Origin of the sequence: Aminobacterium sp. UBA4908 (assembly GCF_002398115.1) — a bacterium.
GTDB lineage: Bacteria > Synergistota > Synergistia > Synergistales > Aminobacteriaceae > Aminobacterium > Aminobacterium mobile.
In genome coordinates this window covers 32,997-45,924 of the sequence record NZ_DHCG01000012.1, presented here as the reverse complement: position 1 = coordinate 45,924, position 12,928 = coordinate 32,997, and the positions used below count along the sequence as shown (strand labels likewise).

The 12,928-nt window shown below is 44.0% G+C and carries 12 protein-coding genes; all 12 read left to right on the top strand.

Translation table 11 applies throughout. From position 1 onward, the window contains the following. The first annotated feature begins 248 nt into the window (after nucleotides 1-248). The 12 genes from B4J50_RS09050 to B4J50_RS08995 all read left to right on the top strand — a co-directional run bounded on the left by B4J50_RS09050 (nucleotide 249) and on the right by B4J50_RS08995 (nucleotide 12,913). Nucleotides 249-1,220: a GntR family transcriptional regulator gene (locus tag B4J50_RS09050; RefSeq protein ID WP_024821529.1), complete on the top strand. Its 972-nt coding sequence runs from the start codon at nucleotides 249-251 to the stop codon at nucleotides 1,218-1,220. 12 nt (nucleotides 1,221-1,232) lie between these two features. Further along, nucleotides 1,233-2,333: a butyrate kinase gene (gene buk, locus B4J50_RS09045; RefSeq protein ID WP_024821530.1), complete on the top strand. Its 1,101-nt coding sequence runs from the start codon at nucleotides 1,233-1,235 to the stop codon at nucleotides 2,331-2,333. Further along, a complete protein-coding gene (locus B4J50_RS09040) occupies nucleotides 2,330-3,226 on the top strand; it encodes a phosphate acyltransferase (protein WP_024821531.1) in 897 nt (298 codons plus the stop codon). The genes buk and B4J50_RS09040 overlap by 4 nt, the downstream gene beginning before the upstream one ends. Before the next feature lie 44 nt (nucleotides 3,227-3,270). Next, nucleotides 3,271-4,521, top strand: a complete 1,251-nt coding sequence (locus tag B4J50_RS09035) for a LeuA family protein (RefSeq protein ID WP_211235515.1) — start codon at nucleotides 3,271-3,273, stop codon at nucleotides 4,519-4,521. Nucleotides 4,522-4,656: 135 nt separating this feature from the next. Next, the gene (locus tag B4J50_RS09030) at nucleotides 4,657-5,769 is read left to right on the top strand and encodes an ABC transporter substrate-binding protein (RefSeq protein WP_034326186.1); all 1,113 of its coding nucleotides are present in this window, start codon (nucleotides 4,657-4,659) and stop codon (nucleotides 5,767-5,769) included. 130 nt (nucleotides 5,770-5,899) lie between these two features. Then, nucleotides 5,900-6,796, top strand: a complete 897-nt coding sequence (locus B4J50_RS09025) for a branched-chain amino acid ABC transporter permease (RefSeq protein ID WP_024821533.1) — start codon at nucleotides 5,900-5,902, stop codon at nucleotides 6,794-6,796. Between the two features lie 17 nt (nucleotides 6,797-6,813). Then, nucleotides 6,814-7,806: a branched-chain amino acid ABC transporter permease gene (locus tag B4J50_RS09020; protein WP_024821534.1), complete on the top strand. Its 993-nt coding sequence runs from the start codon at nucleotides 6,814-6,816 to the stop codon at nucleotides 7,804-7,806. Then, the gene (locus B4J50_RS09015; protein ID WP_024821535.1) at nucleotides 7,803-8,573 is read left to right on the top strand and encodes an ABC transporter ATP-binding protein; all 771 of its coding nucleotides are present in this window, start codon (nucleotides 7,803-7,805) and stop codon (nucleotides 8,571-8,573) included. The genes B4J50_RS09020 and B4J50_RS09015 overlap by 4 nt, the downstream gene beginning before the upstream one ends. Continuing rightward, entirely contained in the window at nucleotides 8,570-9,289 is a 720-nt protein-coding gene (locus B4J50_RS09010) for an ABC transporter ATP-binding protein (RefSeq protein ID WP_024821536.1), read from the top strand. The genes B4J50_RS09015 and B4J50_RS09010 overlap by 4 nt, the downstream gene beginning before the upstream one ends. Before the next feature lie 11 nt (nucleotides 9,290-9,300). Next, nucleotides 9,301-10,572 carry a lactate racemase domain-containing protein gene (locus B4J50_RS09005; RefSeq protein ID WP_024821537.1) on the top strand — a complete coding sequence of 424 codons (1,272 nt, stop codon included), beginning with the start codon at nucleotides 9,301-9,303 and terminating at the stop codon, nucleotides 10,570-10,572. Nucleotides 10,573-10,587: 15 nt separating this feature from the next. After that, the gene (locus tag B4J50_RS09000) at nucleotides 10,588-11,733 is read left to right on the top strand and encodes a TIM barrel protein (protein WP_024821538.1); all 1,146 of its coding nucleotides are present in this window, start codon (nucleotides 10,588-10,590) and stop codon (nucleotides 11,731-11,733) included. Between the two features lies 1 nt (nucleotide 11,734). Then, entirely contained in the window at nucleotides 11,735-12,913 is a 1,179-nt protein-coding gene (locus B4J50_RS08995; protein WP_024821539.1) for a UxaA family hydrolase, read from the top strand. Nucleotides 12,914-12,928 lie beyond the last annotated feature (15 nt).

Below are 12,928 nucleotides of genomic sequence, written 5' to 3'. Positions count from 1 at the left end.
TCTTAAATAGCGCAACAAGTGATGAATGGTGCATTTCCATTCTATGAATGGAGAAATAGGACGCAACTGTCTCTAAAAAGAGACAGTTGCTATGTGTTATTACAACCAACATTTTCCGGAAATGCTGGTTTATGCTGGTATTTTACCATATATTTACTTTGTGAAGAGATGTTGTTTTTTAACTGTCATAGTGGTATGATACAGCGTGCCAAAAAATGATTGACCTTTTATAAAAGGGCGGGGATAGAGTGAATTTATTATTAGATACAACGAGTGACATCCCGTTAAATCAGCAGATTAAAGTTCAATTAAGATATTTGATTTTAAGTGGAGAGTTGTCTCCTGGTATGCAAATTCCCAGTGTAAGAGAGCTCGCTGCTTTTTTGAAAACGAATAGGAATACGGTCGCAAAGGCTTATAGGGAGTTGGAAGAAGAGGGGTATCTTGATATTCGTCAAGCTGCAGGTACTTATGTGGCTCAAAACCTTGATATACCTCCTCGTAAAGAGACGAAAGAGTTTGTATCCGTCTTAAAAAAAGCAATGCAGCAAGCATCAGAGTTGGGTTTTAGTTCTGAAGAGTTTGTGAATATGGCCCAAATGCTTATGCTGAAAGAGAAAAATAGCGGATCTAATGTAAAAGCTCTTTTTGTAGAATGTAATCCCTTTGCCCTTGAACAATATGTAAAAGATTTAACAAATGCTCTCGCCATTACGGTGGAAGGGGTCTTGTTAGACAGCCTGGTAGAAAAACGAGTTGAAGAGAGTTTTTTGGATTCTTTTGATGTGATCATTACTACGGCTGGACACTACCCGGAAGTGAAGAGAGTTTTAGGCAGTCGCCAGAACATTTATGGCATCAACCTCGGCCCATATTTGAAGGTGGTGGAACAACTTCTGGAATGCCCTAAAGATATGAGGATCGGCGTGATATGTATGTCTCCTCGTGGTGGGAGTGAAGGTTTGAAGTCATCTCTTCTGAATCTGGGCATTAAGGGAGATCTTATTACCGAAGGGTACTCTAGTGATGATGATATTAGACGGGTTGCGGCTGTCTCAGATATTCTTGTCGTCTCTAAATTTGCGCTTATGCATAAGAAAGATGTCTTTGAAAGGATGGGGAAGCGAGTTATTGAATATGAGAATGTGCTTTCCGAGTCCTCTATAGAGATTTTACGAAAGATTATAGAAAAGATCGTAAGTCATAAGAGTTGGGCTTAAGGAGGTCTGTTCATGCGTGCCATCCATATTGATCGAGATACGAAGAAACTCATAGCTGTGCTTAATCCTGGTTCTACGTCAACAAAGGTGGCACTGTATTCTGATAGGGAATGTCTTTTGGAGCGTTCAGTTTCTCATTCCCCAGAAGAATTGGCAGCAGATGTCTTTGCTCAAGTACGTGTAAGACGACAGGTTGTAGAGGAGCTATTTGCAGAGGTAGGGGTGTCAGCTAAGGATATATCTGCAGTAGCAGCAAGAGGTGGTCGGCTTCGCCCTATCCCCTCAGGGGTTTATAGGATGAATGGCCAAATGATAGAGGATAGTCTTAATGGGACATCGGGGAAACATGCTTCTGCGCTAGCGGTACTTATAGGGAAAGAGCTTGCTGCAGCTTCTAAATGTCCTGTTTTTGTAGTAGATCCGGTTTCGGTGGATGAATTTTTGCCAGAGTCCCGGCTTTCTGGACTGAAAGATATAGAACGTAAGTCTTTAGGGCATGCTTTAAATAGCAAGGAAGTTGCCTTCCGTGCAGCCTGTGACCTTGGGAAATCTTATGAGGATGTAAACCTGGTTGTGGCTCATCTAGGCGGTGGAACTACTGTTAGCGCACATAAAAAAGGCCAGATGATCGATCTTGTGAATGATTTTGAAGGAAGTTTTACTCCAGAACGGGCAGGAGGCCTTCCCACTCTGGAGCTAGTAAATCTCTGCTTCTCTGGTAAATATACGAAAGAGCAAGTAATGCGAAAGATAGAAGGAGAGGGAGGCTTTTATTCCTACCTTGGAACAAAAGATATGCAAGAAGTAGAAAGACGGATCGAAGAGGGAGATTCTCAAAGCGCATTAGTAATGAATGCTTACCTCTTGCAACTGTCAAAAACAATTGGGAGCCTTATGGCGGTTCTTTCCTTCTCTGTGGATGCTCTTTGTGTTACTGGAGGAATTGCACATTCCTTGAAAGTTACTTCCTTTTTAAAAGAAACTTTTTTGCCTGTCGCTCCAGTGTACATCTACCCAGGAAGCTTTGAGGTAGATACTCTGGCCAGGCGTGTATTAGGGGTGCTCAACGGTCAAGAGAGTCCCAGAATCTACCCAGGAGGCGAAGAAGAGTGAAAAGTTTTTTAGAATTAGAGAATGCTCTCCAAGAAAAATCAAATCTTGGAAAGATAACGTTCGCTGTCCCATGTCCCTATGAAGAAAGCATTTTAGTAGCTCTTTCCGAAGGAACGAGGAAGGGCTTTTGTAAGGGTGTCCTTGTAGGGGATTGTAAGAAAATAGAAGAAACAGCAAAAAAATCTAATATTGAGCTGACTCCTTTCGAAATAGTAGAAGAGAAAGAGGATGCTGTAGCTATCGAGCGCTCTTGTGAGCTCTTAGAGGATGACGCTGTATCTTGTTTGATGAAAGGTCTTGTTCATACAGGGGCTTTCCTTAAGGGAATTTTGCAACGAAAAAATCTTTTGACAAGTTCTTTGCTTACTCACGTAGCTGTATATGAAATTCCCGATCGCGATCTCCTCTTCGTTTCTGACCCCAGTATTATGGTTCAACCCACTATCGAACAGAAAAAAATCATTATTTTAAATGCCCTGCATGTTATGAGACAAATTGGCATATCCCATCGTCGAGTGGCGGTTTTGTCTAGTGTAGAGGCTCCCGCTCCTGCGGTTCCCTCTTCGGTAGAAGCTTTTGAGATTGTTCGTGATCTTCGCCCTTCCCTGTCACAGGAAGAATATATAGAAGGCCCTTTAGCATTAGATAATGCTTTCTCCCTTGAAGCTGCCGCTTTAAAAGGTCTGTCTGGTCCTGTTGCAGGGAAGGCGAATTTGTTTATTGTCCCTTCTCTTGATGCGGGTAATATCTTTTGCAAGGGGTTGACATATATCGGTAATTTCCCATCGGCGGGAATTGTGGCTGGCACTCGAAAGCCCGTAGTTCTGACTTCTCGCTCAGCTGGAAAGGAAGAGCGATACCACTCAATGCTTCTTGCTTGTTTAATGGCTTAACTTTAAACAATACGACTTTTTTACAGAATGAAGGAGGAATGTACATGAAGCTACTGGAAAATATGCCTATGGAGGGAGCACCATACTTTAGCGATGAAAAATGGGTTTCTCCCATGAATTTCATGCCTGAAGTAAAAGGAAAAGAGACTTCTGAATCTGTTTATATCCATGATGTAACCCTTCGCGATGGAGAACAGACGTGTGGCTTGAACTGGACTGAAGACGAGCGAGTGGACATTGCAGTTGCCCTTAATGACCTTGGCGTAAAAAGCATTGAGGTGGGAATGCCCATCATTTCTGACGATATTGGCCGAGCCATTGCCCGTCTGGTAAAGATGAACTTGAAGGCTGAGCTTATTCCTTTCTGCAGAGCTCGTCGTGATGATATTGAGAGTGCTGCTAAGACAGGTGTTGAAAAAGTCATTATAGAACACGCTGTTAATCCTTATACAGACTATTATGCCTATCACGTGGATACGGAAAAACTCATCGATCGTATCGTCAGTAATATTGAGTATGCAAAATCCCTTGGCTTGAAAGTTACCTTTATGGGATGGGATGTAACCCGTGGCACTCTTGAGTACGCCAAGAAAATCTATAAGGCCGTAGTCGATGCGGTACATCCTGAAGCAGTAGTTTTTACAGATAGCTTTGGTGTGGCCACTCCTCATGCCGTTTATCGCGCCGTTCGTGAGCTTAAAGAAGAACTGAAGATTCCCGTAGAGTTCCACGTGCACAACGAGTTCGGCATGGCCATGGGGTCTGTTATGGCTGCTGCCTATGCCGGTGTTTCGGGCATTCATTCTTCTATTAATGCTTTAGGCGAACGAACAGGAAACGTAGCTACAGAAGAGGTTGCGGCAGCTTTAGAACTGTTGCTGAACATCCATACAGGTATCGACCTGAAGAAAATAGACAGCATTACCAAGATGGTAGAGAAAATAACACAGATTCCTATTCACAGAAATAAGCCTATAACAGGTACGCGCCTATTCTGGATGGAGTCTGGAGTTGTTGTACAGGCGAAAACTCGTCTGGAAGAAGCAGGGATTCAGGCAGCTATGTTCCCTTATCTACCAAGTGTGGTCGGCCGTGAAGAGGCAAATATCGTTATAGGTGGATCTAGCGGAAAGGATAGCATATCTCTGTTCCTTGATAAGCTTGCCCTTCCTTACGAGGAAGATGATCTTCAGCCTTTAACTGATCGAGTGAAAGCTCTTGGTCGGGAAAAAAGAGACGTAGTTTCCGAAGAAGAGTTTAAACGCTTGTACGAGGAGTATAAAAACGAGAAGTAACAAAAGGGGGGACGTCAAAAAAGAGAAACTGTCGTAACCCAATTCATAAGCATTACGTGTCATAGGTTGCAATATTGGGAGAAACAAAGAAGAACTCTGTAGGACTTGATCTTTACAAAGGAGGATCAACATACGATGAAACGCAGTGTACGGTTAATCGCAGCTCTTTTACTTGTTTTCTGCCTTTCTGGATCTGCCCTTGCTGCAGATACAATTCGGATAGCCCTTGTGGCTCCTTTTACGGGTCTGGGTTCCATCCTGGGAGATTTTATTAAAAAGGGTGCTCAGCTAGCTGTTGACGAAATCAACGCCAAAGGCGGCATTGATGGGAAACAGATCGAGATGCTTGTGTACGATGACCAGGCTAACCCCAGCACCGCTATGAACGTTGTGCGGAAGGTCATTAATGACGATGTGGTAGCTATTTTCGGGCCCAATATGAGTAGTGCTGTTCTCGGTGTCCACTCACTTGCGAAACAGTCCAAAATACCCATGTTGGTAGCCGCCACATCGCCAAACTTGGATTATAGCAAAACTAAAAACGATTATCTATTCCGCTTGAGAGCAAACGACGACGCAAGAGTTTCAGCCATTGTGAAGTACGTTGTTGAGAAGCTTGATGTGAAAAAACCCGGAATTATTTACGGTACCACTGACTATTGTACAGCAGCTTTGGCAGTAGCAGAAAGAGAGTTTAAGAAATATGGCATCGAAGTTGTGGCAAAAGAGCAGATGAAAGAAGGAGACAAAGACGCTACAGGTCAGCTTCTTAAGCTGAAGAACTCCGGATTCGATTGTCTCGTTGGCTTTACACATGAGCCAGAAGCAGCCATCTGCATCACTCAGGCTCGGCAGCTCCAGCTTGACGTACCTCTTATTGGTTTCTCTGCTTGGAGTGCTCCTGTCGTAAAGGATCTTGCCGGAGACGCTATGGTTGGCGTATATGCTGCTATGGGCTTTGACGAGAATGATCCTTCCCAGGCAGTCCAGAATTTCGTGAAAAATTATAGCGCAAAGTGGGATAACGAATCTCCTACAGATCCTGGTCAGGCTTATTATGATGGTATCTATCTCTTTGCAAAAGTTGTTGAAGCAGCAAAGAGCACTGATGGCCCGGCTTTGATCAAAGCTCTGAACGAAGTTCAGATTGATGGCGTACAGGGCATGATGAAGTGTGACGAGAATCATAACTTCACTAACTATACATTTATAGCACGTTATAACGGATCTATCTGGGAAAAACAATAGATTTTTGAGGCTGCTACATTAACAGCACCTCTTTGAATCGAAGTTAAATACGTGCCGAGAGCCGTTGCTGACTCTCGAAGAGGGGCAGCAACGGCATTTATTTCTTTAAAGTTATAGTGGAGGGAAACTTATGAACCTGAGCGATGTGGTTCAAAACTTAGTTAGCGGCATGTCCATAGGTTGTACATACGGACTCATAGGTTTGGGAGTTGTATTCCTGTGGCAGAGTATTGAACGGATTAACTTTGCGAATATTAGCTCAGCTATGTTGAGCGCCTATCTTTTTTATACGTTCTACTCAAGTTTAAAGTTGGGATTCGTACTATCCTTTGTCTTTTCAATAGCCCTTCTGGCTCTATACGGCTTGATGTTGCGTTATCTTATTTATGAACCCATCATCCGTCGAGGTGGAGCTAGAATGGAGTTTGTTGTGGCGACCTTGATGGTGTGTACTTTCTGGTTGACAGTCATCATTGTCATTTATGGGGGATTGCCCAAGCCATTCCCGCCAGTTTTCGGGTCTTCTGCGGATTTGGTTGAGGTCGGTAGCGTTCGTTTGCCGAAGTTCTATTTCTATATTTTTGCCGTGGTTCTTTTCCTGATGGCTTTCCTTCACTTCCTATTGAGAAAAACTTTAGTGGGGAAAATTTTCAGAGCTACTGCTCAGAACGGAACTGCCGCCCAACTCATGGGAGTTAACGTCAATCTTTCGAGATCTCTAGCATTTATGCTTTCTACCATGGTTGTTGGTATTGCCGGGATTCTTCTGGCTCCAGTCTATTTCGTTTCCCTGGAGTTGGGAGGCGGGAGCATTGGTGTTAAAGGTTTTGCCTCGGCAGTTATGGGAGGATTGATGGATCCCTATGGCACCCTTTTAGGTGGAGTTGTTTTGGGCATTATAGAAAACTTCTCAACCCTGTTTATCTCTTCAACGTACAAAGATGTCATCTCTTTCTGTATCCTCGTTCTTGTTCTCATAGTAAGGCCCAGTGGAGTCTTTAACTGGACTGGTAACAGGGATAAGTAGGGGAGGAGGCGTAGAATATGAAACTTTCACGTAAATTTTTTATTATAATAGGGGTATTGTTGCTCCTTAGCTATCCCATGGTAGAGACGAAAGATTTTAGGGTTTTCCTTACGAATAGGGCGCTGCTTCACGCTATTCTTGTTTCGGGGCTTGTTTTCCTAACAGGATTTGCTGGGCAGATATCCTTGGGACAAGCGGGTTTTTATGCTATCGGTGCTTATGGGACGGCTCTTTTGACAACTCGCCTGGGTCTCCCTATCCCCGTAGGTATTGTTGGCGGTATCTTACTCAGCCTTGCGGCGGGACTGATTTTGAGTATTCCTTCTTTCTCGTTGAAAGCCTTCTTTTTGTCTCTTGTCACTATTTCTTTTGGGCAAGTTGTGTGGATGCTCGTTCTGAATGCGATTCCTCTTACAGGCGGGCCTGGCGGCTTGTTCGGTATTCCTCAGTTCCATATAGGCGAACATTTCTTTGATAACAGAGCCTATTACTATGTGTTCCTTGCCATTCTCTGTATTTCTATTCTTTTAATGTACCGTATAAAACACTCTTATATAGGTCGAGCCATGTTTGCCATTAATGACGACGAAGTGGCAGCAGAGTCTTGTGGCATCAGTTCGAAGAAGGCAAAGATTTTTGCTTTTGGTTTTGCTTCCTCTCTGGCAGGTTTGGCTGGAGCTCTCTATGCTCACTTTGCCGGCTTCCTCAGCCCGGAGCCTTTTACATTCGGAGAGTCTTCGAACTTTGTTGCTATGGCGGTAGTAGGCGGGCTAAAACACATGGGCGGTGGAATTATTGGCGGCGTAGGTCTTACATTTCTTCCTGAGCTTCTTAAGTTCAAAGGGTGGGAAACCTACTATATGCTTTTCACTTCCTTAATAGCGATTTTGTTCGTTGTTTTGCTTCCTACAGGCCTTGGCCCCTATTTTTCGAAACTTTTCAATAAGATTTTTGGCAGCAAGAACGATATGACGCAGACCTTGCATCATGTAAGGGGGCTGAACCGATGAGCATCCTTTTAGAAACTCAAAAAATGACAAAAGCCTTTGGCGGTGTATTGGCCAATAATGAAGTAGATATAAAGATTACAAAAGGGGCGGTAACAGCCCTTATAGGTCCTAACGGGTCAGGAAAAACAACATTTATTAACCAGGTATCAGGAGCTATGAAGCCTACGTCAGGCAGTATCCTTTTGGAAGGACAAGATATTACGAAGCTTGAGGGATTCCAGTACGCTCGCCGTGGAATAGCGAGAACCTTCCAGCGTATAAACCTTTTTAACAGCCTTTCTGTAGTAGAAAATGTGCTGACGGCCCGACGAAAATTTTTTGGATCATCGCTTTTTGATATTTTCTTTGCTACACCTCGGCTTAAAAAAGAGGAGAAGGAACAGTTTGACTATTCCATGGAACTTCTCAAGCTTCTAGGTCTTGAGAAGGAAGCTTTCGAGCGCCCGACCTCTCTGCCTTATGGGAAGCGGAGAGCTTTGGAAATTGCCAGGGCGCTGGCATTGGAACCCAAACTGCTCCTCCTTGACGAACCAGCAGCAGGTATGACGAAAGATGAGTTCAAAGATATTATGCAGATCATGCTCCTTCTTAAAAAGAAGGGAATCACCATGTTGCTTGTGGAACATACTATGGAGTTTATCAGAGAAGTGTCTGATTGGGTGTATGTTCTTAATTTCGGCCAAGTTATTTGCGAAGGGAAATTCGAAGATGTGGAGAAAGATCCTGATGTTGTCGCTGCATATCTGGGTGGGGAGGATATGGAATGAGTCTCTTATCGATCGAAAACCTCTCAGTAACATATAACGGAATTTATGCTCTCCGAAACGTAAATATTCGAATAGAAGAGGGAGAAGTCGTTTCGGTTCTTGGTCCTAACGGGGCTGGAAAATCTACATTACTGCGCACTATTTCCGGCTTGGTTCGACCTGAAGAAGGTGGGGATATTCTCTTTAGGGGACAGTCTATTCTAGGGTTGCAGCCTCATAAAGTTGCGAAGGCAGGTATAGCCCATGTCCCTGAAGGACGACAGGTTTTTCCTGAGCTCAGTGTCCAAGAGAACTTAGAAGTGGCGTCAGCTCTGTTGAAACCAGCGTCTAAAAGGGCTTCGGAAATTGAACAGGTTTACGAGCTCTTCCCCGAACTCGGACGTCGTAAAAAGCAGTTTGCCGGAACCATGAGTGGTGGAGAGCAGCAGATGCTGGCTATTGGTCGAGCCATGGTTTCTGGGAATGAGTTGATCATGGTAGACGAGCCTTCCATGGGACTGGCACCTGTTGTTGTTATTCGTATCTTTAAGACGTTGAAAGAGATTATGGAAAAAAGAAAGCTTACACTTTTGCTGGTAGAGCAGAATGCCAAGCTTTCTCTTCCTCTCAGTGACAGAATTTATATCTTGTCTCAAGGCGCTATTACTCTTGAAGGCAGTGCAGAAGAGCTTAAAAATCAGGATACGATCCAAAATATGTACTTCGCAAAGAAGTGAGGTGGAGAAAAATGGAGCAACGCTACTCTTTAACCTATACCAAAGATAAAGAGTTGTCTTTTACTCTTCCAGAGGACGTTGTAGTGCAGCAGATGAAAAGTCGCAGCGGGGTGATTGCCAAAAGCCCGGAGGCTATTTGTCGAGCTGTCAGCAGTGCTCTGAATGCTCCATGCGGTAAATCGCTAGAAGAAGTTTTGGAAGAAAAAGGAGCTCCATTACTCTTAATTGTAGATGATCATACTCGTAGTACGCCTGTAAAAGAAGTTTTAGATGTTCTTGTTCCTCGTCTAGAACAGTGTGGTCTAAAAGACTCTGATATAAGCATTATTACGGCCAATGGAACACATAGAGAAATGATTCCGGAGGAAGTTGATGGGAAGTTAGGGGAGTACGGAAAACGTTTTAAGGTATATCAACATAACTGTTACGCCTCAGAGTCTTTAGAAAGTTATGGAGATCTTGATGGTATTCCTGTACTTTTGAACAAACACCTCAAAGAAGCTAGGACCATTCTTGCTGTAGGTTCTACAGTTCCTCATCGCTTTTGTGGATGGTCTGGTGGTGGAAAGATTATTACCCCAGGGCTGAGTGGGTATGAAACTATATTCCAGACACACTGCCGAGCCCTTCTTCGTGAGCAGATTGCGCCAGGCATGTATCCGAACTGGTTCCGCACTTTTATAGACGAAGTGGGACGAAGAGCTGGCTTAAGCTTTGTTGTGAATTTTGTTTCGGGAGCGGAGGGGTATTACGGAGTAGTGGCAGGAACTCCTGATAGTACTCTTATGGAAGGGATACGTATTGGCATGGAATACTCCTGCCAGGAGTTTGACGAACGATTCGACGTAGCTATTATCTCTTCTTACCCAGCTAGTCAAGATTTGTGGCAAAGCGGGAAAGGGTTTTATATTGGAGAGCATTTGGTGCCTGACGGGGGAGTAATTATTCTGGCTTCTCCTCTGATCGATGGTACAGGTGATCATCCAGAGTTTGCATCAGCTCTCCGTATGTCTGTGAAAGAGATAGAAAGTCTTCTCGCAGATAGAAAAGTATCAGATCCTTTGGGGGTATCAGCTTCTTGTGCTATTCGAAAAATTATGGAAACAAAGACCCTCGTACTTGTCACAGATAACTGCCACGTGAAGAAGGAAGTGGAGGAGATTTCTGGTATTCCTGTCTGTTCTTCCATCGGTGATGCTCTTCAGTTGGTACAATCCAAAAAGATGCGTCGAGTGGCTCTTGTTCAGGATTTGTACGTGTTACCTCTGGAACGTAAAAAGTAAAAATGGGGTGAAGCTATGCGTTTTGCGTTTATGATTATTACTCCAGACGTTCAGGGAAGTCAGGTTACAGGAGTTCGGGGTCCTTTTGAAGACCTTTTCCCAAGGTTAAAGGAGTTAGGGTACCAGGGTGTAGAGGTGATGTTAAAAAATCCTTTCAATGTGGATTTTGATCAGATTTATAGCCTCTCTAAAAAATATGATTTGCCTGTCTGCTCTTTATGTACTGGAGAAATGTACGGAGAAGACAAAATCTCTTTGGGAGACCCTGATCTTGCAGTAAGACGAGAAGCCCTTAAGCGATTCAAGGCTTTAGTGGAGGCGGCAGCTCTTCTGAATACGCATGTGAGTATAGGAAGAGCGCGGGGGCGATTTGTTGATGGGGTTCCCAAAGAAGATACTCTGAGGTGGGTTCAAGATGGGCTTAGGGACGTTGCGGAACTGAACAGGGATGTTCACCTTTTGCTTGAACCTATTAACCGGTACTATGAAAATTTCATTATATCTACTCAGGATGGCGTGGATTTCGTTAAAGACCTGAATGTTGTCAACGTTCGTCTTATGCTCGATTATATGCATCTTGTTATAGAGGAAGAGAACGCAACAGAGAGCGTTGCTCTTGCAGCTCCGTATCTGGATCATGTTCATGTGTGTGATTCTGATAGGAAACCTTTAGGTCAAGGGAATCTGGATCTTGCTCCGTTTTTTGCGGCGTTGATGAAGGTCGGCTATAAAGGCTATATATCATCTGAAGCCTTTCCTTCAGACGATGAAGAGAGAGATCTTCGAGAGACAATAGATGAAATGAACCGTTTTTCTCGGGAAGGTTGTAGCCTTCTTGGAGAGGAAAAAGAGTGCAGCGAATCTCAAAAAAAAGAAATGCCGAACGCCATTCTTATCGACAAGAAAGACAATGTACTAACTACTTTTCGCGAGATTCAAGAAGGAGAGGTTCTCGTCGCTCGAGACTTTGACGGAACGCTGGTTGCTGAAGAAAAGATACCGAAAGGGTTTAAAGTCGCCATAACTGCTATTCCTAAGGGTGCAACTGTTTATAAGTATGGAAAAACTATCGGGACAGCTACATCTGATATTGGTGCTGGAGCCATGGTTCATGTTCACAATATCCGTAGTCACCGTGGGAAGGAATCGAAGGTGGATTAGCATGGGAGATAAAAATAAAACCCTAAAGGGATATATGCGAAAAAATGGGACGGTGGGTATTCGTAACCATATTCTTGTTCTCCCTCTCGTTGTTTGTGCCAATTCGGTAGTTGAGGAGATGGGAAGAAGATATCCTGATGCTATCACTGTTCCCCATCCATACGGCTGTACTTTCGATCCATCAAGCAATAAGGAGATCACAGACATTTTTGTAGGATTAGGCAGAAATCCTAACTTCGGTGCCGTCCTTCTTGTCAGTTTAGGGTGCGAAACCATCAAACTGCATGAGGTATACGAAGGCATTCGTCTTTCTGGGAAACCAGTAGGAGTTGTTTCAATCCAGAAAGAAGGGGGCACAGGCCGAGCTATTGAGAAAGCTGATGCTATAGTGCGAGAGTTTATGGCCCTTCTTGAAAAAGACGTGAAGGTAGATGTTCCTCTATCCTCCCTTATTGTTGGGACAGAATGTGGTGCTTCCGATAGTTATTCAGGTCTTTCTGCTAATCCAGTTGTAGGGCATGCTTGTGATCACTTTGTAGATAGTGGCGCAACAGTTTTTCTTACAGAAGTTACAGAATTCCTTGGCGCTGAAGATATATTGGCCCAGCGATGTGTCTCTGCAAAAGTGGCGGAGAACCTTATGGAGTATGTTCGCGAGACAGAGGGTTTTATGGCTCAAGTTGGTCATAGCGAAATAGCAGATATAGCTCCTGGCAATATTGCAGGAGGTCTGAGCACTCTGGAAGAAAAATCTTTGGGATGTATTCGAAAAGGTGGAACGCGCCCCATACAGGAAGTTGTTCCTCACGGTGGATGCCCTAGAGGAAGAGGCCTTGTCGTGATGGATGCACCAGGTCACGACGTAGAATCTATGGTTGCTATGGCAGCCGGAGGAGCGAATCTCATATTCTTTACCACTGGCCGGGGAACTCCTACTGGATGTCCTGGTGTCCCGGTTATTAAAGTTTCGAGTAATACAACTACCTACAATAATATGCGAGATAACATAGATTTCAACGCTGGCCCTGTTATTGATGCAGGGAAAAGCATTTCCGAGCTTGGCAATGATCTTTTCAACCTAGCTGTAGCTGTAGCTAATGGGACTCAAACGTGTTCAGAGAGATGGCGTTGCCGGGAATTTGCCATTAGGAGAAAGGGCGTTAAAGCCTATATTCTTTAGCTTTCAATGGCTTGT